This is a genomic window from Vibrio atypicus, assembly GCF_009811315.1.
Classification (GTDB): Bacteria; Pseudomonadota; Gammaproteobacteria; order Enterobacterales; family Vibrionaceae; genus Vibrio; species Vibrio atypicus.
Map to the genome: position 1 here is coordinate 67,437 of NZ_BLID01000006.1, position 26,544 is coordinate 93,980.

General features: G+C 44.9%; 23 protein-coding genes and 2 tRNA genes. 18 read left to right on the forward strand and 7 right to left on the reverse strand.

Annotated features, from left to right (window positions below):
* The first annotated feature begins 4 nt into the window (after positions 1-4).
* Genes thrA through thrC form a run of 3 tightly spaced genes read left to right on the forward strand, consistent with a single transcriptional unit; the run spans position 5 to position 4,716 of the window.
* Entirely contained in the window at positions 5-2,464 is a 2,460-nt protein-coding gene (gene thrA / locus GVO60_RS13685) for a bifunctional aspartate kinase/homoserine dehydrogenase I (RefSeq protein WP_159654958.1), read from the forward strand.
* 15 nt (positions 2,465-2,479) lie between these two features.
* Positions 2,480-3,436: a homoserine kinase gene (thrB, locus tag GVO60_RS13690; protein WP_159655381.1), complete on the forward strand. Its 957-nt coding sequence runs from the start codon at positions 2,480-2,482 to the stop codon at positions 3,434-3,436.
* Complete coding sequence (thrC, locus tag GVO60_RS13695; protein ID WP_159654960.1) at positions 3,433-4,716, forward strand: threonine synthase; 1,284 nt, start codon at positions 3,433-3,435, stop codon at positions 4,714-4,716. The genes thrB and thrC overlap by 4 nt, the downstream gene beginning before the upstream one ends.
* Positions 4,717-4,858: 142 nt before the next feature.
* Here the strand turns inward: thrC and GVO60_RS13700 are convergent, their stop codons facing one another.
* From GVO60_RS13700 to mtnN, 4 genes are all read right to left on the reverse strand, one after another.
* Positions 4,859-5,479 carry a TRIC cation channel family protein gene (locus GVO60_RS13700; RefSeq protein ID WP_159654962.1) on the reverse strand — a complete coding sequence of 207 codons (621 nt, stop codon included), beginning with the start codon at positions 5,477-5,479 and terminating at the stop codon, positions 4,859-4,861.
* Between the two features lie 73 nt (positions 5,480-5,552).
* On the reverse strand, positions 5,553-6,374 hold the full coding sequence (btuF, locus tag GVO60_RS13705) for a vitamin B12 ABC transporter substrate-binding protein BtuF (protein ID WP_159654964.1): 822 nt from the start codon (positions 6,372-6,374) through the stop codon (positions 5,553-5,555).
* Positions 6,375-7,328, reverse strand: a complete 954-nt coding sequence (locus tag GVO60_RS13710; RefSeq protein WP_159654966.1) for a cobalamin biosynthesis family protein — start codon at positions 7,326-7,328, stop codon at positions 6,375-6,377.
* 27 nt (positions 7,329-7,355) lie between these two features.
* Positions 7,356-8,051: a 5'-methylthioadenosine/S-adenosylhomocysteine nucleosidase gene (gene mtnN, locus GVO60_RS13715; RefSeq protein ID WP_159654968.1), complete on the reverse strand. Its 696-nt coding sequence runs from the start codon at positions 8,049-8,051 to the stop codon at positions 7,356-7,358.
* A 247-nt stretch (positions 8,052-8,298) separates the two neighbouring features.
* On the opposite strand from mtnN, the gene rpsO reads away from it, so the two are divergent.
* The 5 genes from rpsO (at position 8,299) to GVO60_RS13740 (ending at position 13,965) form a co-directional block, all read left to right on the forward strand.
* Positions 8,299-8,568 (forward strand): 30S ribosomal protein S15, encoded by a 270-nt coding sequence (rpsO, locus tag GVO60_RS13720; RefSeq protein ID WP_005472830.1) that lies wholly within the window; start codon positions 8,299-8,301, stop codon positions 8,566-8,568.
* Between the two features lie 335 nt (positions 8,569-8,903).
* A complete protein-coding gene (pnp, locus tag GVO60_RS13725; protein WP_159654970.1) occupies positions 8,904-11,024 on the forward strand; it encodes a polyribonucleotide nucleotidyltransferase in 2,121 nt (706 codons plus the stop codon).
* A gap of 130 nt (positions 11,025-11,154) precedes the next feature.
* Positions 11,155-12,072: a lipoprotein NlpI gene (gene nlpI, locus GVO60_RS13730; protein ID WP_159654972.1), complete on the forward strand. Its 918-nt coding sequence runs from the start codon at positions 11,155-11,157 to the stop codon at positions 12,070-12,072.
* A 101-nt stretch (positions 12,073-12,173) separates the two neighbouring features.
* Positions 12,174-12,587 (forward strand): MarR family winged helix-turn-helix transcriptional regulator, encoded by a 414-nt coding sequence (locus GVO60_RS13735; RefSeq protein ID WP_159654974.1) that lies wholly within the window; start codon positions 12,174-12,176, stop codon positions 12,585-12,587.
* 40 nt (positions 12,588-12,627) lie between these two features.
* Positions 12,628-13,965: an MATE family efflux transporter gene (locus GVO60_RS13740; RefSeq protein WP_159654976.1), complete on the forward strand. Its 1,338-nt coding sequence runs from the start codon at positions 12,628-12,630 to the stop codon at positions 13,963-13,965.
* 44 nt (positions 13,966-14,009) lie between these two features.
* Here GVO60_RS13740 and GVO60_RS13745 read toward each other — a convergent pair whose 3' ends face one another.
* The 3 genes from GVO60_RS13745 to GVO60_RS13755 form a co-directional block, all read right to left on the reverse strand.
* On the reverse strand, positions 14,010-14,888 hold the full coding sequence (locus GVO60_RS13745) for a U32 family peptidase (RefSeq protein WP_162596547.1): 879 nt from the start codon (positions 14,886-14,888) through the stop codon (positions 14,010-14,012).
* A gap of 35 nt (positions 14,889-14,923) precedes the next feature.
* Complete coding sequence (gene ubiU, locus GVO60_RS13750; protein ID WP_159654980.1) at positions 14,924-15,937, reverse strand: ubiquinone anaerobic biosynthesis protein UbiU; 1,014 nt, start codon at positions 15,935-15,937, stop codon at positions 14,924-14,926.
* A gap of 117 nt (positions 15,938-16,054) precedes the next feature.
* The gene (locus GVO60_RS13755) at positions 16,055-18,094 is read right to left on the reverse strand and encodes a sensor domain-containing protein (RefSeq protein ID WP_159654982.1); all 2,040 of its coding nucleotides are present in this window, start codon (positions 18,092-18,094) and stop codon (positions 16,055-16,057) included.
* 198 nt (positions 18,095-18,292) lie between these two features.
* Between GVO60_RS13755 and ubiT the strand changes: the two genes are divergently transcribed.
* The 10 genes from ubiT (at position 18,293) to truB (ending at position 26,534) form a co-directional block, all read left to right on the forward strand.
* On the forward strand, positions 18,293-18,820 hold the full coding sequence (gene ubiT / locus GVO60_RS13760) for a ubiquinone anaerobic biosynthesis accessory factor UbiT (protein WP_159654984.1): 528 nt from the start codon (positions 18,293-18,295) through the stop codon (positions 18,818-18,820).
* The gene (locus GVO60_RS13765) at positions 18,804-19,307 is read left to right on the forward strand and encodes a GNAT family N-acetyltransferase (RefSeq protein WP_159654986.1); all 504 of its coding nucleotides are present in this window, start codon (positions 18,804-18,806) and stop codon (positions 19,305-19,307) included. Before ubiT ends, GVO60_RS13765 begins: the two co-directional genes overlap by 17 nt.
* A 282-nt stretch (positions 19,308-19,589) precedes the next feature.
* The gene (gene secG, locus GVO60_RS13770) at positions 19,590-19,925 is read left to right on the forward strand and encodes a preprotein translocase subunit SecG (RefSeq protein WP_159654988.1); all 336 of its coding nucleotides are present in this window, start codon (positions 19,590-19,592) and stop codon (positions 19,923-19,925) included.
* Positions 19,926-19,956: 31 nt separating this feature from the next.
* Positions 19,957-20,041 (forward strand) — tRNA-Leu (locus GVO60_RS13775).
* Between the two features lie 56 nt (positions 20,042-20,097).
* Positions 20,098-20,174 (forward strand) — tRNA-Met (locus GVO60_RS13780).
* 210 nt (positions 20,175-20,384) lie between these two features.
* Positions 20,385-20,840 (forward strand): ribosome maturation factor RimP, encoded by a 456-nt coding sequence (gene rimP, locus GVO60_RS13785; protein WP_159654990.1) that lies wholly within the window; start codon positions 20,385-20,387, stop codon positions 20,838-20,840.
* A gap of 24 nt (positions 20,841-20,864) precedes the next feature.
* Positions 20,865-22,352 (forward strand): transcription termination factor NusA, encoded by a 1,488-nt coding sequence (gene nusA / locus GVO60_RS13790; protein ID WP_159654992.1) that lies wholly within the window; start codon positions 20,865-20,867, stop codon positions 22,350-22,352.
* Positions 22,353-22,374: 22 nt separating this feature from the next.
* Positions 22,375-25,065: a translation initiation factor IF-2 gene (gene infB / locus GVO60_RS13795; protein ID WP_159654994.1), complete on the forward strand. Its 2,691-nt coding sequence runs from the start codon at positions 22,375-22,377 to the stop codon at positions 25,063-25,065.
* A 111-nt stretch (positions 25,066-25,176) separates the two neighbouring features.
* Positions 25,177-25,587, forward strand: coding sequence for a 30S ribosome-binding factor RbfA (gene rbfA, locus GVO60_RS13800; protein WP_159654996.1), 411 nt, complete (start codon positions 25,177-25,179; stop codon positions 25,585-25,587).
* Positions 25,587-26,534 carry a tRNA pseudouridine(55) synthase TruB gene (truB, locus tag GVO60_RS13805; RefSeq protein WP_159654998.1) on the forward strand — a complete coding sequence of 316 codons (948 nt, stop codon included), beginning with the start codon at positions 25,587-25,589 and terminating at the stop codon, positions 26,532-26,534. The genes rbfA and truB overlap by 1 nt, the downstream gene beginning before the upstream one ends.
* Positions 26,535-26,544: the final 10 nt, after the last annotated feature.

Below are 26,544 nucleotides of genomic sequence, written 5' to 3' on the forward strand. Positions count from 1 at the left end.
AGGGATGCGAGTTTTAAAGTTTGGAGGTTCATCATTAGCGGATGCTGATCGTTTTTTAAGAGCGGCAGACATCATTGCTAATAATGCACAACAGGAAGAAGTGGCGGTTGTTTTATCGGCACCAGGAAAAACCACGAATAAATTGGTAGCTGTGATTGAAGCAGCGCTAAAAAATGGTGAAGCAGAATTACAGATCGCTGAGTTGGAAGATTCATTCCGCGATCTTTTTCAAGACATCAAACAGGTGCTGCCTAACGTAGATGGTGCCGGTTATGACAATCAAGTTAAAACATCACTCTCTCAACTGCGTCAGTTTGTGCATGGCATCAACCTTCTCGGCATGTGTCCTGATAACGTAAATGCACGCATCATCAGTAAAGGTGAGCGCGTTTCTATTCAGCTGATGAAAGCAGTTTTAGAAGCGAAAGGCCAAGCTGCGAGCTTAATTGATCCAGTGCATTACCTATTTGCGCGTGGTGAGCATTTAGAAGCGATGGTGGATGTTGATATCTCAACACAGAACTTCCGCCAAAACCCACTTCCAACAGGCCACGTAAATATCATGCCAGGCTTTACTGCCGGTAATGAAAAAGGTGAGATTGTTACTCTTGGCCGTAACGGCTCTGACTATTCGGCAGCGGTACTAGCTGCGTGTCTACGTGCTGATTGCTGCGAGATTTGGACTGACGTTGATGGGGTTTATAACTGTGACCCTCGCTTAGTTGATGATGCTCGACTGCTGAAGTCGTTGAGCTATCAAGAAGCGATGGAGCTTTCTTATTTTGGGGCATCGGTTCTTCATCCGAAAACAATCGCACCTATTGCTCAATTCCATATTCCTTGCCTAATCAAAAACAGCTTTAATCCACAGGGTGCTGGAACTTTGATCGGCCAAGATACTGGTGAAGATAACCTTGCCATCAAAGGCATCACAACGCTAAGTGATCTTACTATGGTGAACGTGTCAGGTCCTGGCATGAAAGGCATGGTAGGTATGGCAAGCCGAGTATTTGGCGCAATGTCAGCGGCAGGTGCTTCTATCGTACTTATTACCCAGTCTTCTTCTGAGTACAGCATCAGTTTCTGTATTGAAGCACAAGATAAAGCCATTGCAGAGCAAGCACTTGCGGATACGTTCGAACTTGAGCTTAAAGATGGTCTTTTAGAGCCAGTAGAGTTTATTGATGATGTTGCGATTGTGACGCTAGTCGGCGATGGTATGCGTACATTACGAGGCGTTGCTTCTCAATTCTTCTCATCATTAGCGGAAGTGAACGTTAACATCGTTGCAATTGCTCAAGGCTCATCAGAGCGCGCTATCTCTGCGGTTATCCCTGAAGATAAGATCTCTGAAGCGATCAAAGCGTGTCACGAGAATCTATTTAACTCCAAGCACTTCCTTGATGTTTTTGTCGTCGGCGTAGGCGGTGTTGGTGGTGAACTGGTGGATCAGATCAAACGTCAGCAAGCTAAGCTAGCGGAAAAAGGTATTGTGCTACGAGTTTGTGGTTTAGCAAACAGTAAAGGCTTATTACTTGATAGCGAAGGTCTACCGTTGGATCATTGGCGCGATCGCATGAAAGATGCCAGCGAAGAATTCAGCCTAGCGCGTTTGATCTCTTTGGTTCAGCGTAACCATATCATCAACCCAGTATTGGTTGACTGTACCTCGAGTGAAGCGATTGCGACTCAATATGCAGATTTCTTAGCAGCGGGTTTCCACGTTGTTACACCAAACAAGAAAGCTAACACAGCAAGCATGGCGTACTACCATCAGCTTCGCGATGTCGCTCGTAGCTCTCGTCGTAAGCTAATGTATGAAACAACGGTTGGCGCTGGTCTACCGGTAATCGAGAACCTACAAAACCTAATCTCTGCGGGTGATGAGCTAGAGCGTTTCACTGGTATTTTATCGGGTTCACTTTCTTACATCTTCGGTAAGTTAGATGAAGGTATGACGCTTAGCCAAGCAACAAATATTGCGAAAGATAACGGCTTCACTGAACCAGATCCTCGTGATGACCTATCGGGTATGGATGTGGCGCGTAAGCTTCTCATTCTTGCTCGTGAAGCAGGTATGAATTTAGAGCTTGAAGATGTGATTGTTGATCAAGCACTGCCACCAGGCTTTGATGACTCAGGTAGCGTAGATGAGTTTATGGCTCGTCTTCCTGAAGCGGATGCTTATTTTAAAGAGCAGTCAGCTAAAGCGGCCGAAGAGGGCAAAGTTCTACGCTATGTTGGTGAAATTGAAGATGGTAAGTGCCGTGTAAGTATTGCCGCTGTTGATGAAAATGATCCAATGTACAAAATCAAAGATGGTGAAAACGCATTAGCTTTCTACAGCCGCTACTACCAACCAATTCCATTGGTTCTGCGTGGTTACGGTGCTGGTACTGAAGTGACGGCAGCAGGTGTGTTCTCAGATGTAATGCGTACTTTAGGCTGGAAGCTAGGGGTTTAATCAATGAGTAGTGGTATGGATGTGGTGGTTTACGCCCCAGCGTCAATTGGTAATGTCAGTGTAGGTTTTGACGTATTAGGAGCGGCAGTTTCTCCTGTCGATGGTACCTTGTTGGGGGACCGAGTCCTCGTCAAATCAGGCAGTGAAGCTTTTAGTTTAAATACTGCAGGTGACTTCGTATCGAAGTTACCTGAAAACCCTAAAGAAAATATTGTCTATGATTGCTGGCGAGTGTTTGCTCGTGAGTTAGATAAAAAAGGCGTTGAGCTGCTACCGCTAGAAATGACGCTTGAGAAAAACATGCCGATTGGCTCAGGTTTAGGTTCAAGTGCGTGTTCGATTGTTGCAGCATTGGATGCGTTGAATCGATTCCACGGTCAACCACTGAATGAGACGGAACTTCTGGCTCTGATGGGCGAAATGGAAGGGCAAATCTCTGGCGGTATACATTATGATAACGTAGCACCATGTTACCTTGGTGGTGTGCAGTTAATGCTGGAAGAGCTCGGTATTATCAGCCAAGAAGTCCCTTGTTTTGATGATTGGTATTGGGTAATGGCATATCCAGGCATTAAAGTTTCTACCGCAGAAGCGCGCGAAATTTTACCTTCTCAATATCGTCGCCAAGATATCATTGCTCATGGTCGTCACTTAGCAGGTTTTATCCATGCTTGCCATTCTAATCAGCCGGAACTGGCGGCTAAGATGATCAAAGACGTGATCGCAGAACCATATCGTGAGAAACTGCTACCTGGCTTTGCTGACGCACGTAAATACGCGGCGACAGCAGGCGCATTAGCAACGGGGATTTCAGGAAGTGGCCCGACGCTCTTTAGCATTTGCAAAGAAAAAGATGTCGCTGAGCGAGTTGCTCGCTGGCTAGAACAAAATTACGTACAAAACGAAGAAGGATTCGTCCATGTTTGTCGTTTAGATAAGCAGGGTTCGATAGTGACAGGAAGTGAGCTATGAAGCTTTACAATATAAAAGAAAATGATGAACAAGTATCCTTTGGCCAAGCCGTTCGCCAAGGGTTAGGTCGTAACCAAGGCCTTTTCTTCCCATCTGAACTGCCTAAGTTTGATGATGTGGATGCGTTGCTAGCGGAAGACTTTGTTTCTCGCAGCACTAAAATTCTTTCAGCGTTAATCGGTGATGAGCTTGCAGAAGATCAAGTGAACTCAATGGTTGATGCTGCTTTTCAGTTCCCAGCTCCAATCAATCAAGTTAAAGAGGGCGTTTACGCTCTAGAGCTTTTCCATGGCCCAACTTTGGCGTTTAAAGATTTTGGTGGCCGCTTTATGGCTCAATCTTTGGCGGCAGTCTCTGATGGTGGAAAAATCACTATCCTAACGGCAACGTCTGGTGACACGGGTGCAGCAGTGGCTCACGCTTTCTACGGTATGGAAGACATCAATGTTGTGATTCTTTACCCGAAAGGCAAAATCAGCCCGCTACAAGAAAAGCTGTTCTGTACGTTAGGTAAGAACATCCATACTGTGGCCATCGATGGTGACTTTGACGCTTGTCAGTCACTTGTTAAGCAAGCATTTGACGATGCGGCTCTCCGTGAAGAGATTGGTCTAAACTCGGCTAACTCAATTAACATTAGCCGTTTGATGGCTCAGATCTGTTATTACTTTGAAGCTGCTTCTCAGCTGACTAAAGAGCAGCGCGAAAACCTAGTTATTTCTGTTCCAAGTGGCAACTTTGGTAATTTGACAGCCGGCTTACTTGCTAAAGCTCTGGGTTTACCAGTGAAGCGTTTCATTGCCGCAACTAACGAAAATGACACGGTTCCTCGCTACCTAGAAACGGGCAAGTGGGATCCAAAACCAACGGTTGCAACCACATCAAACGCAATGGACGTGAGTCAGCCAAACAACTGGCCGCGTATCGAAGAGCTTTGTCAGCTTAAAGGCTGGGGCTTGGATACGTTAGGCAAAGGCAAAGTGTCTGACGAACAAAGTGCAGAGTCTGTACGTGAGCTGAAAGCACAAGGTTATCTATGTGAGCCACATGGTGCGATTGCGTATCGCTTGCTTGATGAGCAGCTACAAGAGGGTGAAACAGGCTTATTCTTATGTACAGCACACCCTGCGAAGTTCAAGGAAGTGGTCGATGAGATTCTAGGTTCCGATATTGATCTTCCTGGTCCACTGGCGAAACACGCTGCAATGGAGCTTCTTTCTGAAGATCTAGCGAATGATTTTGATTTACTGAAAGATGTGCTTCGTCGAGCACAGAAGTAATCGATAAAGATTGAAGATTAAAAAGGTCACCTCGGTGACCTTTTTTGTTTCTGAGGGAAATTATCGAATTGTCATTCCATAGTGTGAGGATGGCAATAAAAATAAGGGGGTGACATTGTGCCAACCCTTCGTAATTTATCGCTCAACGATTCAATGCAAATGTCGGCAGAGATAAGTGCCAACGGATAGCACCAAGACGAATCAATAAGGTAGAGAAGACGCCTGCGAGGAAAGCGGTATCGCTATCATGCCCCATTGCCAATGCCGTTGTGTGGAAAACACCGCCAATGATACAGGCCGTCGCATACACTTCACTTCTCAGGACCATAGGCACCTCACGTGCTAATACATCTCGAATGATGCCACCACCACAGCCAGTGATCACGCCCATTATGACAGCGACCAAGGCAGAATCTTGATAAGCCATGGTTTTTTCTACTCCGATCCCAACAAAGACCGCTAAACCAATGGCATCACAGACAGGTAAGATCCACCAAGCAAGACGTTTAGGGCGCCGTACGATTAACATGGTCAGTAGACAGGTGATGAGAATCGTCCATAGATAGTTGGTGTCGGTAATCCAAAACACTGGCGTCGCGCCTAAGGCCATGTCACGGATGGTACCACCACCAATCGCGGTAACGCTGCCTAATACAGCAACACCAAACGGGTCCATTTTGAGTCTACCCGCGAGTAAAACACCGGAAATAGCGAAAACAGCGGTACCGAAAAGGTCGATACTATAAAGCAACATAGAGTCCATGTTACGAACATCTCTTACTTAAAAGTGGGAACAGAAAACGACCACGGATTGTACGAGATATCATGCGCAACCGTTAGCGTTTTTGGCGAACAGTTTCGAAATACTCACAAACTTGCTCAATCGCACCTAGCGTTCTTGGTGTTGGACGATTGAGCCAATCAGAATTTAAAGTCCAAACGTAATGGTTTTGGACAGCATCGAGCTGCTCTTGCCATTTTTGCCACATGTTGCCATTCTCGATCGCGTGCTCTGAAGTGAAGATGACCTCTGGGTTGTTGACTAATACTTGTTCGGCACTTACTTGAGGGTAGGGAGCTGAGCTGTTGGCAAAGATGTTTTCGCCACCACAGAACTCGAATACTTCGCTAGGCCATTTTCCTTGCGCGACGCTGATGATGGGATGCTGACTCAACTGATAAAAATAACGTACCGGCTTATCGGTTTGATAACGCTTTTTCATTGCTTGCAATGAAGCTTTGAACTCTTTGGCTACTTGTAGGCCTTGCTGCGGTTTATCCGCGTATTGGCTTAACTGCTCAATATTTTTCGCGATATCATCCAAAGAGGTGGTTTGTGAGTAGTAGATGTTAAATCCAAACTGCTTGAGTTTTTCGAGTTCTCGAGAAGGGTTACCAGCAGGCCAAGCTAAAATAAGGTCGGGCTGCAAAGCGATAATCCGCTCTATCTTTATCCCTTGGTAATTGGCTACTTTTTCAAGATGTTTCGCTTGTTCTGGGTAGTCGCTACGATCACTGACAGCAATTAACTTATCGCCCAAGCCAGCGGCATAGGCTATCTCTGTCGCATGAGGCGCTAAGCTGATCACTCTCTCAACTGAAGCTGCATAAGGGGTTGTTGTCAGTAATATTGAGAAAAGAAAGAGCAAGGTTCTCATTTAAATACCTTGATAGATAAGTGCCATGAGTAGGCTTTGAATTAGGATCCACGCGAGCATTCGCCATGCGAGAAGCTTCTGTAATTGCGCGATATGGAGTGCTGACGGAGCAATTCGTCCACCTAACTTTGCTCGCACCGCTTTCTTTCCGTCGTAAATAGCGGGTCCAGCCAGTGAAAGTTCCAATTTGGCGCCAACTGATACAATAAGCCAAGAGGGGCCAGGTAGTGGCCATGAGCCGGCTTGTTGCTTGAGCGAGCTGAAAACATATTGTGTACGTTGGCCTGCTGCAACCATCAAAGCGAATAGACGCAAAGGAACAAAATCCATCACGGCGACTGCTCTAATTGCAGGAATACCAAACGGGCTAAAGCGTTGGCGAGAAGGGGACCATGCTCGGGCTAGCTCAACCATCATTCGATAAATAAATGCGCCGATACCGCCACCGACCGCATACCAAAACATAACACCGACAACATTACGACCATAAGACATGATCAATGTTTCAGCGCCCGCTTTTCCTAGCCCTAGTAAAGAGAGCGGTTGGGTGTTTCGGTTAATGATGGGTTTAAGTAACATCCGAGCTTGTTCTTTATCTTCTCGAGCTAATGCCGCAACAAACTGAGCCGTGAACTTATCAGTATTGCGCCAATCGATCGCTAGCAGCAAAAACGCCAGTTCGAATAACTGTGGTTGCCACACCAAAGGTTTAAGGGCAATTAGCACAACCAGCATAGGGACAATCATCAGTAACCAAGCAAGCGTGCCTGAAATTAAGCTCTGATTATAGTTAGCGTTGGTGTTAACTTTGTCAGCCAGTTGCTCTGCAAACTTATGCCAAAGAATCGCGGGGTGTGCTTCGCGAGGGAAAGGAAGGATCAAATGACAAAATAGAGCGCCCCACAGTACGAGGAGCGCTCCATTTGAATAGAGTTGGTGAAACAAATCTTCCATGATTTCTCTTTATTGCTTTTGAGTCGCTTACTTAAGCAGTTCAACCATTTGGATGACCATTTCTGATGAGCTTTTTGCCGCTAAAGGTAGGAACTCATCAAAGCTCATGCCTGCTTCTTTGTCTGCAACGTCAGAAATGGCACGAACAACAACGAACGGTACTTTGAATTGGTGACAGGTTTGGGCTATAGCCGCGGCTTCCATTTCTACTGCAACAACCGATGGGAAGTGCTTACGAATGAAATCTTGGCGCTCAGCGCTGCATACGAATGCGTCACCAGTACAAATTAGGCCACGAACAGCATGCTTGTCTTCCATTTGAGATAAGGCTTTTTCTGCAACATCCATTAGTTTTTCATCAGCAATGAAAGCGGCTGGTTGCTGCGCCATTTGGCCCATTTCGTAACCAAATGCAGTCACATCTGCATCGTGGTGGCGTACTTCAGTAGAGATAACTACATCACCTACGTTTAAGCTTGAGTCGAAGCCACCTGCAGAACCAGTATTGATGATGACATCTGGCTGGTATTCATCAAGTAGGATAGTCGTGCCTACAGCAGCGGATACTTTACCAATACCTGACTGAAGCAAAACTACATCAACACCATTGATTTGACCTGAGAAGTAGGTACAGCCTGCTTTGTTTACTTCTTGGCGGTTTTCAATTGCTTGTTTAAGAATAGAAACTTCTTGTTCCATTGCACCGATGATGCCGATTTTCATATTGAATCCTGTTTATTCAATTAGCTATGTTTTGATGGTCTAAGTGTAACAGAAAAGATTTCGATGCGGGAACGCAGAAAAAGCAACCCTATTTCGAGTTTGAAGGTAACGGATAACAGCATTTTAAATGACTCAAAGAACCTATTGCTTAACTTCTAGACATCCCATATAATTCGCGCTTCGCGTAGCGGCTGAATCAGAGATTGGCTGCTACAAATTTAAACTTACTCTTATTTAGGAGAGAATTATGTCTCTGAATGCAGAAACTAAAGCAGCAATCGTTGCTGAATACGCTCAAACTGAAGGCGATACAGGTTCACCAGAAGTTCAAGTAGCTCTACTTACAGCTTCTATCAACCACCTACAAGGTCACTTCAAAGCGCACAAAGGCGATCACCACAGCCGTCGTGGTCTTCTACGTATGGTTTCTCGCCGTCGTAAGCTTCTTGATTACCTGAAAGGCAAAAACCTTTCTCGTTACCAAGATCTAATCAAGCGTCTAGGCCTACGTCGCTAATCAGCGGCTGCATAGAACAGTTTGTCGAAAAAGGGGCTTTTAGCCCCTTTTTTGTTGCCTGAAACTTAATTTAATTGCTATAGCTTAGCCAAATCCTTTTTAAGCCGTTATACTACGCACGGTAAAATTCCGCTATCGGAGTTTTGTATCCAAAAAAGCTCATTGCATTACAGTCACAACGTCGACCAAAAGGTCGCGACTATTAAAAGTGAATTCACTTATAGAGAGTATTAAGCAGTTCATTTTCACTAGTCGCGATTCGTAATGCCTTGAGTATCAATCAATATTCGCTGAGTTTCTTTATTTGTAAGGAAGCCCAGACACAAGGAATAACAATGTTCGAAAAACCAGTTGTTAAAACGTTCCAGTACGGTAACCACACAGTTACTCTAGAAACTGGCGTTATCGCACGTCAAGCTACGGCTGCAGTTATGGTTACTATGGACGATACAGCAGTATTCGTATCTGTAGTAGGTAAAAAAGAAGCAGTAGAAGGTCAAGACTTCTTCCCACTAACAGTGAACTACCAAGAGCGTACTTACGCTGCAGGTAAAATCCCTGGTGGCTTCTTCAAGCGTGAAGGTCGTCCATCTGAAGGTGAAACGCTGACTGCTCGTCTAATCGACCGTCCAATTCGCCCACTATTCCCAGATGCATTCAAAAACGAAGTTCAGGTTATTGCGACAGTAATGTCTGTAAACCCTGACGTTCAACCAGACATGGTAACAATGATCGGTACTTCTGCTGCTCTTGCTATCTCTGGTATCCCGTTCAACGGTCCTATCGGTGCAGCACGTGTTGGTCACATTGATGGTCAATTAGTACTGAACCCAAGCAACACTGAGCTAGAAACGTCTAAGCTTGACCTAGTTGTTGCAGGTACTGAAGGCGCTGTTCTTATGGTTGAGTCAGAAGCTGACAACCTAACAGAAGAAGAGATGCTTTCTGCAGTTGTATTTGGTCACGACCAACAGCAAGTTGTTATCAACGCAATCAACGAATTCGCAGCTGAAGTAGCAACTCCAGCTTGGGATTGGGTTGCTCCTGCTGAGAACACAGCGCTTGTAACTAAGATTGCTGAACTAGCAGAAACTAAGCTTGTTGAAGCTTACCAAATCACTGAGAAGATGGCTCGTTACGACCGTATTCACGCGATTGCTGCTGAAGTAAACGAAGTTCTTCTTGCTGAAGACCCAGAAGCAAACACGAAAGAAATTCACACTATCTTCCACGATCTAGAGAAGACAGTTGTACGTCGTAGCATCATCGCGGGTAACCCACGTATCGACGGTCGTGAAAAAGACATGGTTCGTGCGCTTGACGTACGTACTGGCGTTCTTCCACGTACTCACGGTTCTTCACTATTCACTCGTGGTGAAACTCAGGCAATCGTAACTGCGACTCTAGGTACGCAGCGCGATGCTCAAATCATCGACGAGCTAACTGGTGAGCGTAAAGACCACTTCCTACTACACTACAACTTCCCTCCATACTGTGTTGGTGAAACGGGTTTTGTAGGTTCTCCTAAGCGTCGTGAAATCGGCCACGGTAAACTGGCTAAGCGTGGTATTGCTGCAGTAATGCCATCAGTAGACGAGTTCCCATACACAGTACGTGTAGTATCAGAAATCACAGAATCTAACGGTTCTTCTTCAATGGCTTCTGTATGTGGTACTTCTCTAGCACTTATGGATGCTGGTGTTCCAATTAAAGCTTCTGTTGCGGGTATCGCAATGGGTCTAGTTAAAGAAGGCGACGACTTTGTTGTTCTTTCTGACATCCTTGGTGATGAAGACCACCTAGGTGACATGGACTTTAAAGTAGCAGGTACTAACGAAGGTATTACTGCACTTCAAATGGACATCAAGATCGAAGGTATCACTAAAGAGATCATGCAAATTGCTCTTAACCAAGCGCAAGGTGCACGTAAGCACATCCTTTCTGTAATGGATGAAGCGATTTCTGGTGCTCGTGAAGATATCTCTGAGTTCGCTCCGCGCATTCACACAATGAAGATCAGCGCTGAGAAGATCAAAGACGTTATCGGTAAAGGTGGTGCAGTTATCCGTGCTCTAACTGAAGAGACAGGTACAACTATCGAAATCGAAGACGACGGTACAATCAAGATTGCTGCAACTGAAGGTACAGCTGCGAAAGAAGCAATCCGTCGTATCGAAGAGATCACTGCAGAAGTTGAAGTGGGCCGTATCTACACAGGTAAAGTTGCTCGTCTAGCTGACTTTGGTGCATTCGTAACGATTCTTCCTGGTAAAGATGGTCTAGTTCACATCTCTCAAATTGCTGACAAGCGTGTTGAGAAAGTGTCTGACTACCTAGCTGAAGGTCAAGAAGTTCAAGTTAAAGTTCTTGAGATCGACCGTCAAGGTCGCGTTCGTCTAAGCATGAAAGAAGCTGTTGAGAAGACAGAAGAAGACAAGCCTGCTGCAGACGCATAATACCTTTTAGATAAGGGTATTCTGTTAATTAGCTTATTTAGCTAAAAGCATGTTATAAAGGGAGCATTACGCTCCCTTTTTTATTGCGGATTATACTAAGCACAATGCTTAGCTACAGGAGTACTTATTTGTGAAATGGTTTCAAACCGCGACACTTAGTCTTGCCTTATTAGTCACGGCTGGTTGTGCCTCTAATTCAAGTAACAATGCTGAATGGTTATACCCGCCAATGGCTGTGCCGTTGCAAGCCAGCGTACAGCAGGAAGTACAGATTGCGCGTTTAAGCCAGTTGCTGCAACGCCCCGATTTAACCAAAGAGGTTCGGGCAAAAATGTTGTATGAGCGTGGTAATTACTATGACAGCGTGGGTCTGCGAGATTTAGCTCGACTAGACTACAATCAATCCTTGTCACTAAACCCAGCTCAACCTGATCTGTTTAATTTGCTTGGGGTTTACTTTACTCAAGTGGGTGAGTTTGACGCTGCTTATGATGCTTTTGACTCAACGTTAGAGTTGGATCCGGAAAACTCTTACGCCGAACGTAATCGTGCTATTGCCTTGTATTACGGTGACCGAATAGAGTTAGCGCTTGAAGATATGGAAAGGCACTATAATCAAGAGCCTAGTGACCCATTTCGTGCGCTTTGGCTCTATTTGATTCAAGCGGAACTTGATCCTGCATTAGCGCGTCAAGACTTGGTGCTACGTTACCAGCAACGTGATGAGCAATGGGGTTGGGTTTTGGTTGCTATTACACTTGGTGATGTTTCAGAAGAGCAAGCGTTCAAAGCCATCCTAGCCGGAACGCGAGACAATACTTTACTTGCGCAGCGTTTGACGGAAGCTTATTTCTATTTAGGTAAGCGTTACCAGAGTGAAGGTGATTACGCGAATGCGATTTCACTATATAAACTGGCGATTTCATTCAATGTGTATGAATACGTTGAGCACCGTTACTCATTTATCGAGCTTACGCGAATCTACAATGATGTGAAGCAACAGCAGCTCGCGAAAGCGAAGCTAGAGCAGCAACAAGCATCGAACTAACTAGTTGAAATAGAAAAAGCCACTGCAAGCAGTGGCTTTTTTTGTTGCTAAATAAAATACTCGAACTAAAATAGTTAGCCTTGCTAACTAAGTGGTGTGTTATGACTCTTGAAAACAGCTTAACTGAGCTAGAACGATTCTGTGCTAAAGCGTGGCGTGTCCATGCGAAAGAAGATTCACTCTCTGGTCTTAGCTTTAATGAATATGATTATTTGCGAGTGATAGAAGAGCACCAAGAAGGGATACGTATTACGGATCTCGCCCAAGAGATGAAGGTAACTAAGCCCTCTGCATCCAATATGGTTGCACGGTTAGAAGGCAAAGGATTAGTCGCGCGTATAGCGTGCAATGAAGATGGACGTTCCAAACGAGTGATATTGACGGAACAAGTTATCCAAGATTTATCATTTGAACAGGTAGTGTATCAGAGCATGGCAAAATCGATGAACCAAAAGTTGACCAACGCTGAAGCGAATCAACTGGTACATCTATTAGAAAAAGCACTACAAAACTAATTTATCTATTTAGTTAGCCTAGCTAACTTATGGTGAGAGAATGCAAACTTCCATCTACAAACAATTTTGGCGTTATACCATTCCAACGGTAGCGGCAATGTTGGTCAATGGCCTGTATCAAGTTGTTGACGGGATCTTTATTGGTCGTTACGTCGGCGCAGATGGTCTAGCGGGGATCAACGTCGCTTGGCCTGTGATTGGCTCTATTCTTGGTATCGGTATGCTGGTGGGTGTGGGTACCGGGGCCTTAGTTTCGATTCGACAAGGGGAGCAAGATACACAAGGCGCGAAGCAAGTATTAGCGACAGGCTTAGTCTTGTTGTTTGCATTGACGCCAATTGTCTCTGGGATCTTATTCTTCTTTGCAGAAAACTTCCTGTATTGGCAAGGGGCTGAAGGGCGTGTATTTGATCTCGGAATTCAATATCTTCATATCTTGATTGGTGCGTGTGCGTTCACATTAGGCTCTATTGCCATGCCATTTTTGCTTCGCAATGATGATAGCCCAAACTTTGCTACTATTTTGATGGTGGTAGGTGCACTGATTAATATCGTGCTCGATTATCTGTTTATCGCTTGGCTTGATTGGGAGCTAACGGGAGCGGCGTTAGCGACAGCCATTGCTCAAATGGTGGTGACTGGATTAGGCTTATTCTACTTCTTTTCAGCAAAAGCAAAATTGCGTCTAAGCTGGAGCGAACTGAGACTGAAACTTGCCGCGATTCCACAGATTTTTGCTATTGGTACATCAAGCTTCTTTATGTACGCGTATGGTTCGATGATGGTTGCACTACACAATGCTTTGTTCTCTCAGTACGGTGACCAGTTGATGATTGGTGCTTACGCGATTTTGGGTTATATCGTAACGGTTTACTACCTAACGGCAGAGGGGATTGCCAATGGTATGCAGCCATTGGTGAGCTACAACCATGGAGCTCGGAACCAAGACAACATCCGTAAGTTATTGAAAGTGGCCATGTACAGTGCTGTATCTGTTGGTTTGGTGTTTGTGGTATTACTTAACCTGTTCCCAACGCAATTTATCTCAGTATTTAACAAAGGTAATGCTCTGTTGGTTGAATACACCGTATTAGGCATTCGTTTACACATGTTTGCTTTGGCGCTCGATGGCTTCTTAGTGGTAGCTGGTGCCTATTATCAGGCGATAAACAAGGGAAGCAAGGCGATGTTCGTGACGGTCGGCAACATGCTTATTCAGCTACCATTCTTGTATATTATGCCTAAGCTATTTGGTGTGCCAGGTATTTGGATAGCATACCCGCTATCAAATATTGCTCTTAGTGCAGTGGTTATCTATATGCTATGGAAAGATATACGACGCTTTGAAAACAAACCTGTGGAACAAGTTATCGCGTAAAAATAAAGGGCTCATTTGAGCCCTTTATTGTCTTTGAATATCTGCTAGATGTTTTTCACTTCTAGGCCAGCTAATTGGTGCCAATAGCCATTACATTGCCTTTGCGCAATTAGCATTGGCTTCTGTCCCGATTCGTTGGCGCGGAAATTGTCTAGCTCTGAGAAAGTATCAAGGCCAAGAGGACTTAATCGAACTACATCTACTAAACCTTTCATGTTTGGCAAATCGTTAATTAGGTTGTAGCAATAGCCAGATTGAGTTTGGATACCGTTTAGATTGAAAACCTCTTGCCCTTCTTGGCTACTGACTTGAATCCCTGTTGGATACTTAATGCAGCAAGTCTCACAATCATCTTTGGCTTTATTTTCAGCGCGAGCAGTAAAACAGCGAGCTGAATAGGCCAGTGGTAGATAACCGTGGCTGAACACTTCGACTTCAAACTTGTTCTTAATACCAAGCTCATCACACTGGGTTAATACCTTGCTTAACCATTCTCGAGACAGTTCAACTGGCATACACCAACGTGTCATGCCTTGCTTAAGAAACAAGTTCAGCGTATGAGCATTATAGGTATTCACCGCAGGGCCAACGACAAAAGGTACCTTGCTTTCAGACGCGAGTTGAATGGCTGATACGTCGTTAGCTTCAATCGCAAAGTCACCATTGTCGATGTACTTTTTCATGATGTTCACTTCACTTGGTGCTTCAAGCAGTGCCATGGTGGAGAGAACCACTTGTTTCCCCGATGTACTTAGCTCTTTAGCGATATCAAGCCAATGTTTTGGCTTCATCTCACGGCGCTTGGAGCAGACACTTTCACCGAGGTAGATGATATCAGCACTGCTTGATTGAGCTTGGTGGTAGAAATCTTCGACATTCTGTTTCGGCCAAAAGTAGAGCAGTGGGCCTAGTGCGTATTTCATGTTGTTTTCCATTGGATCCTCGACTGCTATCTGATCTACTGCCATTTACGGTGGTAAGCACCTAGGGTCGTTTGAGTGCCTTCCGATACGTTCGCTAATGTGGCATCCCAAGCCGCTTCTACTTGGTAAGCTTCAGGGTTGGCCAAGTAGCGATCAATAGCAGCGCGCCATGTGAGAGTGACTTGCTCAACGTAAGCAGGGCTGCGTTGACGGCCTTCAATTTTCACTGACGCGACGTTAGCGGCAAATAATTCAGGCAACATAGAGAGAGTATTTAGGCTCGTTGGCTCTTCTAAAGCATGGTAAGCCTTTGTTTGGCCTTCTAAATCTGCAGTAAAACGCCCTTTACACAATGTCGGGTAGCCTGCATTTTCGCCTTCGCTATAACGATCAATCAAAATATCATTTAGGCGAGACTCTAAGCCTTGTTCAGTTTCTTGCCAGCGAACGTATTTGGCTGGTGAGCAAGCGCCAACTGTATTTGGTGACTCACCTGTCATGTACGAAGATAAGTAACAGCGACCTTCAGACATGATGCACAAGCTTCCAAAAGCGAACACTTCAAGTTCTACATCACTGGTGATATTGCGTGATAACTGTTTAACCTGATGAATGGATAAAACACGCGGTAAAACAACACGTTTGACGTTGAAGTTGTTCTTGTAGAAATCGACTGCTGCCACATTGGTTGCTGAGGCTTGAACTGAAAGGTGAAGCTCTAAATCCGGGTGCTTACGAGCGGCATAATCGAGCACGGCAATGTCGGCTACGATCAGTGCATCGACACCATTGTCGGCTGCGCGATCGACTGCGTCAGTCCAACGTTCAAACCCATCAGGGTGGGCAAACGTATTTAGAGCAACGTGAATCTTCTTGTTGTGGTCATGAACATATTGAACGGCTTTTTCTAATTTTTTGCCGGTAAAGTTCAAGCCTGCAAAGTGGCGTGCATTGGTGTCATCTTTAAAACCGATGTACACCGCGTCTGCACCACAATCTATTGCAGTTTTTAGGGCAGGTAAGTTACCTGCTGGGCATAGGAGTTCCATTGCTCTTACCAAGACTGTCTCTTCAAAATTTGCTGAGCATTTTATGAAGAATTATGAATGGCAAATTTGATGTAAGGCAGGTTTGAGTGAGTTTCTTGGTCAAATACTCACTTGTGGTTAGTTTTTGTGGCGACGGTTTTGTGCAAACAGTTCTTCAACTTCGTGCTTTGGTTGCGGGCGATGAAAATGGAAGCCTTGGATCGAGTTACAGTTAAGGTTAGAAAGCAAGGTCGCTTGCTGTTGAGTTTCAACACCTTCGGCTACCACGGTAAGGTTAAGAGATTTGCCGAGATTAATGATGTTCTCAATAACGGTAACTTGTTTTGGCAGTGTATCAATGTCGGTGATAAACGCACGGTCTATCTTAAGCTCGTCAATAGGGAAGCGAGCGAGATAAGAGAGTGAAGAATACCCAGTGCCAAAATCATCGATTGAAAGTGAAAAGCCGAGCTTCTTGATTGCATTGAGCATCTGCAACGTGTGGTCACTGTCACTCATTACAGCACTTTCGGTTAGCTCGAAAGTAATACAGCTAGGGTCAAGCTCTGAGGTGCGTGTGAGCTTTTCCATGTAATCGATTAACTTAGGGTTACCAAATTGTTCTGGTGAGAGGTTGATCGCTACCCGCCCTGGCAGAATACCTTGCAGCTTCCAGCGTTTGACCGTGCTGAATACTTCACGCATTACTACTCGACCAAGATGTTCAATCAACCCCGCGCGTTCCGCGACAGGAATGAAAGCAGCTGGGCTAATGTAGCCTTCTACTGGGTGTTTCCAACGGATCAGAGCTTCAGCGCCATTGATACTAAAATCCCGTGCATTAACCTTAGGTTGATACCAAACTTCTAGCCCATTTTGTTGTAGAGCTTTTTGCAGTTCAATCTCAAGCCAAAGACGCATTCGCGCTTCTTTGTTCATTTGATCGTTGAACTTAATCAGTCGGTTACGCCCACGATCTTTCGCTTCATACATCGCGGTGTCGGCATTTTGCAATAAAATTCGTGCGTCATTACCATCACCTGGATAGGCCACGCTACCAATTGAACAGGCCAAGCGCTTACTGAAGTGATGAAGGTCAAAGGGTTGGTTGATCAGAGAGATAATGCGCTCGGAAAGCATTTCTGCCATGCGGTTATTCTCTGGCTCCGGCAGAATCAGACCAAACTCATCACCTCCTAAATGCCCTAATACCGCTTGCTGTGGTAGAAGACGCTTAAGACGAGATGAGACCTCTTTAATCACCTTGTCGCCAATGTGATGCCCTAATGAGTCATTGATATTTTTAAAGTTATCAATGTCCAGATAAAGCATGATTAGCGGAGTTTCATTATGGATAAGCTGCTCGAGTCGCTTGGTAAAACCGAAACGGTTGTATAGGCCTGTAAGGGAGTCGATATGAGCATCTTCACGGTTGGTCGCTGAGAGGAGTTTCGGCGCAGCTTCGGCATCTTGAATTAAGATTAGCTGCGAGTTGCTACCCAACACCATCGTGCTATCTGCGTTAAGTTGGACTCTTCGCTCGAAACCGCAGCGAGGACCAGTTAAGCACATCAAGGGCGCTTCACCCAACGTCGAGCTCAGCGATTCAGAAAAAACCGTTTTGGTTTTCTCATCGACAAATAGCCGAGAAAGACTATCTCCAAGGATATCTTGCGCCGATTCAAAGCCCAATAAGCGAATTGCAGCTGGATTAGCAGAGATAATGCAGTCATCTTCGACTAAGAGTAAGCCATCAGGCAATAGCGATGTTAAGGTCGAAAATCGTCCTTCAGACTCTTCTAAAGAGCGGATTAGAATGTGTTTTTCTGAGGTATCTATTGCGTGGAAGCTGACATGTTCGATGCCGTTGTCACCATTAATTGGCGATAGGCTGAAGTGAAGACTGGTTTCGAGGTCGTTGGCCCCTAGCGTAATTTCTGCCTCTAGAGATTCACCACCAAAAGCGCGTCGGTAATAGGGTTTAAGGAGGTTATAAAACTGCTCGCCTAATATTTGGCTGTCATTCATACCCACCAATTCAGATGCGGTTAAACCTGCGATATCACAATAGCGCCCATTAACCAAAGCATAGTTATGTTGGTTATCTAAAATGGCGAAAAAAAACGGACTTTTATCCGTTAGTTTTGTAAACCAGTGCTGAAGTTGTTGCGATAGCATCAAAGTGTTACCGATTTTCCCTAAATGCAGTGAAATCCATTGGGCTGTTGGATAGTTCTATTCGACTAATATAACTGGCATTGACCTGATATTAAAGAGTTACACGATATCGCGATTCTTTGATAAATGACAGGTATCGAGTTATTAACATCTACTATGATATCCAATTCTAGCTAACTAAAGTAACGGATAACTCGCGTGATTAACAAGATTCGCACCCAACTAGTTCAAAATGCCGCATCAATTTTGCGATCTCCAGTCCACTTATTACCTCAATCTGTACAAAAAAAAGCCTTATTAGAAGGGCTTAAAACCGTATTTAAAGAGGCGCTAGAAGATGGAGACTTTGAGTTTCTTGAAGATAAGTGGTTAAAGGTAGAAGTAAAGGATATGCAGCTGAGTTGGTACATCAGCTACGAAGATGAGCGCCTAGTAGTTGCGGATAAGCCAATGCAAGAAGATGTGGCGTTTCGTGGCAACTTAAATGATTTGGTTTTAATCTCTGGTCGTAAAGAAGATCCTGATACGCTGTTTTTCCAACGTCGTCTTTCTATTGAAGGGGACACTGAGCTGGGCTTAGAAGTGAAAAACCTAATGGATAGCGTTGATTTACAATCATTGCCGAAGCCGTTACAAACTTTGTTAAATCAACTAGCCGATTTTGTGCAGAAAGGCTTACAATCGCCAGCTACACAAAGTGAGGTAATTAATGCTTATTCGAACTGAAGCACCGGTTGATATTCTTGCCGTTGATCGACTATTAAAAACAGCTTTTGAAACAGAAGCTGAAGCGAACTTGGTTATGAGACTAAGAGAAAATGGCAATCGTACATTTTCGTTAGTGGCATGTACCGATGAAGGCGAAGTGATCGGCCACCTTTTCTTTAGTCCGGTAACATTAGACGGTGAAGACTTAAATTGGCAAGGTCTAGCACCTTTGGCTGTAAAAGAAGAATATCGAGGGCAAGGTATTGCTCAACAATTAGTTGAGGAAGCATTCTCTTCACTTTATGAGCTTGGTTATCCTGCTTGTGTTGTATTGGGCGACCCAGCTTATTATAGCCGTTTTGGTTTTGTTCCAGCTGAAACACATCAAATGCGTTGTGTTTGGGATGTGCCAGCAGGTGCGTTCCAAGTTAAAGAGCTAAAGCCTGAAGAGTTTACTGGACGTACTGGACTAATTGAGTATTGTCCTGAGTTTTCAGATTTATAGTCTGAGTTTTTGATACTTAAATATCAGGTAGAAGCCTTATATCTTAGGTATTTATGATAAAAACGTGCCGTGTCCTTTATTGATGCTCGGGTTTTGAAAAGGTTTTTGACCTTTTTTTGAGCGGTTGACACGTTTGCATGGTTTTTTTGCAAATTATCTCTTGTCAGCGTCAGAGCGTTTCGCTAGTATTGCTCGGCCTTCGGTAAGGAGGTCGCTAGCCTTGTTCTGAAAATTAATTTTCTGAGCGGCGCTGGCTCAACAATTTGGAACATAGGTGGAAAAATGTTTACAGTTCTACTTGTGATTTACCTGTTGGCAGCGGTTGGTGTAATCGGCCTAGTGTTGATTCAACAAGGTAAAGGCGCAGATATGGGAGCCTCATTCGGTGCAGGCGCATCAAACACAGTGTTTGGCGCAAGCGGCTCAGGTAATTTCTTAACCCGAATGACTGCAATTTTTGCAACAGCATTTTTCGTTCTTAGCTTAGTGCTTGGTAATATGTCTACACATAAAACTGAGTCACAATGGATTGACCCAACTCAAGGTCAAGTTATCCAGCAAGCTGAAGACGCAGTGAGTGAAGTTCCAGCACCTCAGGGTGATGAAATTCCTCAATAAGCTATTTTCTAGCTTTTAGATAGATTTAGCTGCCGAGATGGTGAAATTGGTAGACACGCCAGCATGAGGTGCTGGTGCCTTATGGTGTGAGGGTTCGAGTCCCTCTCTCGGCACCATTGATTTACAAACTTGTAAAACACCTTGGAGAGCGTATAATGCTCGACAAGTCGGACGCGGGGTGGAGCAGCTTGGTAGCTCGTCGGGCTCATAACCCGAAGGTCGTCGGTTCAAATCCGGCCCCCGCAACCAAATTCTTTCAGAGTTTGGGCAAGTTTGCGCGGTAGTAATACTGCGAGTTAGATGGCATAGATTTCATCTAACGTATCAGGGTCCAGCAACAAAAAACCCCGACTTTTCGGGGTTTTTTGTTATCTGAATTTTCCTAACTGGAAAATTTGGAGTGTTGCTTGGAATTTAAATTGGGCTTTGAGCCCTTTTTTTGTTTCTGGAGTGGTTTAAATGACTGGTTTAGAAAGACAACTTACTGAAATGCTTGAAGCTCCTGTAGCTGCATCAGGTTATGAGTTAGTTGGATTAGAATTTATTCGCGCAGGCGAGCATTCAACGTTACGTATCTTTATTGATAGTGAAAACGGCATAAACGTCGAAGATTGTGCTGAAGTTAGCCGTCAAGTTAGCGCAGTTATGGACGTTGAAGATCCAATCACGGTGGCTTACAACCTTGAAGTGTCTTCTCCTGGTTTAGAACGACCACTTTTCAAAGCAGCACACTATGAACAATTTATTGGTCACGAGGTAAGCATCGTTTTGAAAATGGCTGTAGGTAACCGCCGTAAATGGAAAGGCGTTATCCAAGCAGTTGATGGCGAGACAATCTCGGTTACTGTTGAAGGTAACAATGAAGAGTTTGCTCTTAGCAACATCTCAAAAGCCAACCTCATCCCTAAATTTTAATTAAAGTCTTAGAGGCTATTTAAAATGAGTAAAGAAATTTTAGCGGTAGTAGAAGCGGTATCGAACGAAAAAGCCGTACCTCGTGAACGTATCTTTGAAGCCCTTGAAATTGCTCTAGCAACATCAACTAAGAAAAAACACGAAATGGAAATTGACGTTCGTGTTGAAATCGACCGTAAGACAGGTGAATTCGAAACTTTCCGTCGTTGGGAAGTGGTTGAAGTTGTAGAAAGCCCAACTAAAGAGATCTCTTTAGAAGCGGCTCAATACGAAGATCCTGAACTAAATGTTGGTGACTTTGTTGAAGATGACATTGAGTCAGTAACGTTTGACCGTATTACGACTCAAACTGCTAAGCAAGTTATCGTACAAAAAGTACGTGAAGCTGAACGCGCACAAATTGTTGAACAGTTCATCGATAACGAAGGTGAGCTAGTTACAGGTGTGGTTAAGAAAGTTAACCGTGACACAGTTGTACTAGACCTAGGTAACAACGCAGAAGCGGTAATCCTACGTGATGACCAACTTCCTCGCGAAAACTTCCGTCCAGGTGACCGTGTTCGTGGCCTTCTTTACAAGGTTGCACCAGAAGCTCGTGGCTTCCAGCTATTCATTACTCGCTCTAAGCCTGAAATGCTAGTTGAACTATTCCGCGTAGAAGTGCCAGAGATCGCTGAAGAAATCATCGAACTGAAAGGTGCTGCACGTGATCCAGGCTCTCGCGCTAAGATTGCAGTTAAAACGAACGACAAACGTATTGACCCAGTGGGTGCGTGTGTTGGTATGCGTGGCGCACGTGTACAAGCTGTATCGGGCGAAATCGGCGGCGAGCGTATTGATATCGTGCTTTGGGACGATAACCCAGCGCAATTCGTTATCAACGCAATGGCTCCAGCAGACGTAGCGTCAATCATCGTTGATGAAGATGCTCACGCAATGGACATCGCTGTTGAAGCAGACAACCTAGCGCAAGCGATCGGCCGTAACGGTCAGAACGTACGCCTAGCATCTCAACTAACTGGTTGGGAACTGAACGTAATGACAGTTGAAGATCTTCACAAGAAACACGCTGAAGAATCTCAAGCTGCTATCGAAAGCTTCATGAAACACCTAGATATTGAAGAAGACTTCGCTCAACTGCTTGTTGAAGAAGGTTTCTCTACTCTAGAAGAAGTAGCTTACGTTCCAGTAAATGAATTACTAGAAGTAGACGGCCTAGATGAAGATCTAGTCGAAGAACTACGTAATCGCGCTAAAAATGCACTAACCACTCTAGCTCTTGCACAAGAAGAGTCTTTCGAAGGTGTTGAACCTGCAGAAGATCTACTTGCTCTTGAAGGTCTAGAGCGTGAGATGGCATTTAAACTGGCAGCTAAAGGTGTTGCAACACTAGAAGATCTAGCTGACCAGGGTATTGATGATATCGAAGGTATCGAAGGTCTAACCGAAGAACGTGCGGGTGAGCTAATCATGGCAGCTCGTAATATTTGTTGGTTCGGCGAAGACGCATAATTTTCAGCAAGGAGGAAGCGGCATGACACAAATTACTGTTAAGGCACTGAGTGAAGAAATTGGAACTCCAGTGGACCGCTTGATTGAACAACTTGCTGATGCTGGTATGAAGAAAGCGAGTAGTGATCAGGTTTCTGACGATGAAAAGCAGAAGCTACTGACTCACCTTAAGAAAGAGCACGGTGACACTTCAGGTGAAACTGAGCCTACTCGTTTAACGCTACAGCGTAAAACTCGCAGCACACTTAGCGTCAATGCTGGTGGCGGCAAGAGTAAGGATGTTCAAGTAGAAGTACGCAAGAAGCGAACTTATGTTAAGCGCAGCATTATCGAAGACGACGCAAAACGCGAGGCTGAGGAAGCAGCAAAGCGTGAAGCTGAAGAGCTTGCGAAGCGTGAGGCTGAAGAGCTAGCAAAACGTGAAGCTGCAGAGAAAGCACAACGCGAAGCCGAAGAGAAAGCGAAACGAGAAGCGGATGCAAAACGTGAAGCTGAAGAAAAGGCAAAACGCGTACAAGCTGATAAGGCTAAGAAAGACATGAATGCAAAAAATGCGGATGTTAATACGCAAGCTAAGAAAGAAGCTGACGAACTAAAACGTCGTCAGGAAGAAGAAGCGAAACGTAAAGCGGAACAGGAAGCAGCTAAGCTTGTTGAAGAAGCGCGTAAACTTGCTGAAGAAAACGAAGCTCGTTGGACTGAAGAAGAGAAGAAGAAGAAAGAGTTAGAAAACTCTGACTACCACGTAACTACTTCTACTTATGCTCGTGAAGCTGAAGACGCTGCTGACCGTAAAGAAGAAGGCGGTCGTCGTAAGAAGAAGAAAAAAGCTTCTGCTAACGATGACCAAGGTCGTGGCGGTCGTAATCAACGTGGCGGCAAAGGTCGCAACAACCGTGGCAAACTTGCGAAACCAAGCTCAATGCAGCACGGCTTCGATAAGACAGCGACAGTTGCTAAGCAAGACGTAGCTATCGGTGAAACGATTGTAGTATCTGAACTGGCAAGCAAAATGTCAGTGAAAGGTACTGAAGTCATCAAAGTGATGATGAAGATGGGCGCAATGGCGACTATCAACCAGGTTATCGACCAAGAAACAGCGGCTCTTGTTGCTGAAGAAATGGGTCACAAGGTAATCCTACGTAAAGAGAACGAGCTTGAAGAAGCAGTACTAGCAGATCGCGACAGCGACGCAATTGCTGAAGGCCGTGCTCCAGTTGTAACTATCATGGGTCACGTTGACCATGGTAAGACATCGACTCTTGACTACATCCGTAAAGCACACGTTGCTTCAGGTGAAGCGGGCGGTATTACACAGCACATCGGTGCATACCACGTTGAAACTGAAAACGGTATGATCACTTTCCTTGATACTCCTGGACACGCAGCGTTTACTGCAATGCGTGCACGTGGTGCTCAAGCGACAGATATCGTAGTTCTAGTAGTAGCGGCAGACGATGGCGTAATGCCACAAACAATCGAAGCAATCCAGCACGCGAAAGCGGCAGGCGTGCCTCTAATTGTTGCTGTGAACAAGATCGATAAAGAAGATGCAAACCCAGATAACGTTAAGAACGAGCTAGCTCAGTACGACGTTATTCCTGAGGAGTGGGGCGGTGAGAACATGTTCGTTCACATCTCTGCAAAACAGGGTACAAACATCGATGGTCTACTAGAAACGATTCTTCTTCAGTCTGAAGTTCTTGAACTTACAGCTGTTAAAGAAGGCATGGCTTCTGGTGTTGTTGTTGAATCTCGCCTAGATAAGGGTCGTGGTCCAGTAGCAACAGTACTTGTTCAATCAGGTACACTAAACAAAGGTGATATCTTACTTTGTGGTCAAGAGTACGGCCGCGTTCGTGCAATGCGCGACGAGAATGGTAAAGAAATCACTTCAGCAGGTCCTTCTATCCCTGTGGAAATCATCGGTCTATCTGGTGTGCCATCTTCAGGTGACGAAGCGACTGTAGTTCGTGACGAGCGTAAAGCGCGTGAAGTTGCAAACTACCGTCAAGGCAAGTTCCGTGATGTGAAACTTGCTCGTCAGCAGAAATCTAAGCTAGAGAACATGTTCTCTAACATGACAGCGGGTGAAGTTGCTGAACTTAACGTAGTACTGAAAGCTGACGTTCAAGGTTCTGTTGAAGCTATCGCAGACTCTCTACTGAAACTTTCTACTGAAGAAGTGAAAGTGAACATCGTAGGTTCTGGTGTTGGTGGTATTACTGAAACTGACGCAGTTCTTGCTGAAGCTTCAAACGCTATCATCCTTGGCTTCAACGTTCGTGCAGATGCTTCAGCGCGTCGTGCAATCGAATCAGCTAACGTTGACCTACGTTACTACTCAATCATTTACCAATTGATTGACGAAGTTAAACAAGCAATGGGCGGTATGCTAGCTCCTGAATTTAAGCAAGAGATCATTGGTCTTGCTGAAGTTCGTGACGTGTTTAAGTCACCTAAGCTTGGCGCAATCGCTGGTTGTATGGTTACTGAAGGTCTAATTAAGCGTAACAACCCTATCCGTGTACTACGTGATAACGTTGTTATCTACGAAGGTGAACTAGAGTCACTTCGTCGCTTTAAAGATGACGTTCAAGAAGTTAAGAACGGCTACGAATGTGGTATCGGCGTTAAGAACTACAACGATGTTCGCGTAGGCGACCAAATCGAAGTATTCGAAATCGTTGAAGTAAAACGTACTCTTGACTAATAGACTAAAATTATCTGCGTTATCTATTAGATAGGCAGTAATTGGTTGTTGAATACACCATGGGGGGCTGGCTTTGACCATCCCCCCATTCTTTCTAATAAGAGAAAAGATATGTCAAAAGAATTTAGCCGCACGCAGCGTGTATCGCAGCAGTTGCAAAAAGAATTAGCAATGATCCTTCAACGTGAAGTCCGCGACTCACGTTTAGGCATGGTGACGATTTCTGATGTAGAAGTGTCACGTGATCTTGCTTACGCAAAAGTATTCGTTACTTTTCTATGTGTGGGCGAGCAAACTCCAGAATCTTGTCTAGAAGCACTGCGTGAGCACGAAGTTCACATCCGCATGATGCTAGGTAAGCGTATTCGTCTTCGTCTAACACCTGAAGTACGTTTCTACTACGACAACACTTTGGTAGAAGGTATGCGTATGTCTAACCTTGTATCTGAAGTTGTGAGTGAAGATAAGCGCAAGCAACAAGACTCTGGTCGTGAAGACGAACAAGCTGGAGAAGACAGCTAATGGCTCGTCGTCGTAAAGGTCGTCCAATTAACGGCGTCATCCTTTTGGATAAGCCGACAGGCATTTCATCAAATGATGCTCTGCAGAAAGTAAAACGTATTTACTTTGCAGAGAAAGCGGGTCACACCGGTGCTCTGGATCCTCTCGCGACAGGCATGCTGCCAATCTGTCTTGGTGAAGCAACGAAGTTCTCTCAATTTTTGTTGGATTCAGACAAGCGCTACCGTGTGATTGCAAAGCTTGGTGAGCGTACGAATACCTCTGATTCTGATGGTGAAGTAGTAGAGACTCGTCCAATCGATGTTGATCTTGCTAAGTTAGAAGCGTGCATTGAAAAGTTTCGCGGTGAATCTGATCAAGTACCATCGATGTTTTCGGCATTGAAGTACCAAGGCAAGCCTTTGTATGAATACGCTCGTCAAGGCATCGAGGTTCCGCGTGAATCACGTAAGATCACTGTTTATGAAATCGTCCTTCATCGTTTTGAAGGTGATGAAGTAGAGATGGAAGTCCACTGTTCAAAAGGTACTTACATCCGCACGATAGTTGATGATCTTGGTGAAATGCTAGGGTGTGGCGCGCATGTAACTATGTTGCGACGCACGGCAGTTGCTAACTATCCGTATGAGAATATGGTGACGTTAGAGCAATTAAACGAACTGCTTGAGCAAGCTCATCGTGAAGAAAAAGCACCACGTGAATTGCTTGACCCACTGCTTATGCCAATGGATACCGCAGTTGAAGACTTACCTGAAGTCAATCTGAATGCTGAGTTAACTAACTTGGTTCAGCATGGTATGCCAGTGCAAGTGCTTGGTGCTCCAGAAGGTACACCACTGCGTATGACATCGGGTGATGAGCGTCTATTTATCGGTGTGGCAGAAGTCAACGCCGATGGCAAAGTCGCTCCGAAACGCTTGGTTGTGTTCCGTGAGGAAGCTGAGTAATCCCTGACCG

Bases quoted from the DNA above. Each gene is read 5' to 3' on its own strand.
- thrA (WP_159654958.1), top strand. From the start codon at position 5: ATGCGAGTTTTAAAGTTTGGAGGTTCATCATTAGCGGATGCTGATCGT.
- thrB (WP_159655381.1), top strand. From the start codon at position 2,480: ATGGATGTGGTGGTTTACGCCCCAGCGTCAATTGGTAATGTCAGTGTA.
- thrC (WP_159654960.1), top strand. From the start codon at position 3,433: ATGAAGCTTTACAATATAAAAGAAAATGATGAACAAGTATCCTTTGGC.
- GVO60_RS13700 (WP_159654962.1), bottom strand. From the start codon at position 5,479: ATGGACTCTATGTTGCTTTATAGTATCGACCTTTTCGGTACCGCTGTT.
- btuF (WP_159654964.1), bottom strand. From the start codon at position 6,374: ATGAGAACCTTGCTCTTTCTTTTCTCAATATTACTGACAACAACCCCT.
- GVO60_RS13710 (WP_159654966.1), bottom strand. From the start codon at position 7,328: ATGGAAGATTTGTTTCACCAACTCTATTCAAATGGAGCGCTCCTCGTA.
- mtnN (WP_159654968.1), bottom strand. From the start codon at position 8,051: ATGAAAATCGGCATCATCGGTGCAATGGAACAAGAAGTTTCTATTCTT.
- rpsO (WP_005472830.1), top strand. From the start codon at position 8,299: ATGTCTCTGAATGCAGAAACTAAAGCAGCAATCGTTGCTGAATACGCT.
- pnp (WP_159654970.1), top strand. From the start codon at position 8,904: ATGTTCGAAAAACCAGTTGTTAAAACGTTCCAGTACGGTAACCACACA.
- GVO60_RS13735 (WP_159654974.1), top strand. From the start codon at position 12,174: ATGACTCTTGAAAACAGCTTAACTGAGCTAGAACGATTCTGTGCTAAA.
- GVO60_RS13740 (WP_159654976.1), top strand. From the start codon at position 12,628: ATGCAAACTTCCATCTACAAACAATTTTGGCGTTATACCATTCCAACG.
- GVO60_RS13745 (WP_162596547.1), bottom strand. From the start codon at position 14,888: ATGAAATACGCACTAGGCCCACTGCTCTACTTTTGGCCGAAACAGAAT.
- ubiU (WP_159654980.1), bottom strand. From the start codon at position 15,937: ATGGAACTCCTATGCCCAGCAGGTAACTTACCTGCCCTAAAAACTGCA.
- GVO60_RS13755 (WP_159654982.1), bottom strand. From the start codon at position 18,094: ATGCTATCGCAACAACTTCAGCACTGGTTTACAAAACTAACGGATAAA.
- GVO60_RS13765 (WP_159654986.1), top strand. From the start codon at position 18,804: ATGCTTATTCGAACTGAAGCACCGGTTGATATTCTTGCCGTTGATCGA.
- secG (WP_159654988.1), top strand. From the start codon at position 19,590: ATGTTTACAGTTCTACTTGTGATTTACCTGTTGGCAGCGGTTGGTGTA.
- rimP (WP_159654990.1), top strand. From the start codon at position 20,385: ATGACTGGTTTAGAAAGACAACTTACTGAAATGCTTGAAGCTCCTGTA.
- nusA (WP_159654992.1), top strand. From the start codon at position 20,865: ATGAGTAAAGAAATTTTAGCGGTAGTAGAAGCGGTATCGAACGAAAAA.
- infB (WP_159654994.1), top strand. From the start codon at position 22,375: ATGACACAAATTACTGTTAAGGCACTGAGTGAAGAAATTGGAACTCCA.
- rbfA (WP_159654996.1), top strand. From the start codon at position 25,177: ATGTCAAAAGAATTTAGCCGCACGCAGCGTGTATCGCAGCAGTTGCAA.
- truB (WP_159654998.1), top strand. From the start codon at position 25,587: ATGGCTCGTCGTCGTAAAGGTCGTCCAATTAACGGCGTCATCCTTTTG.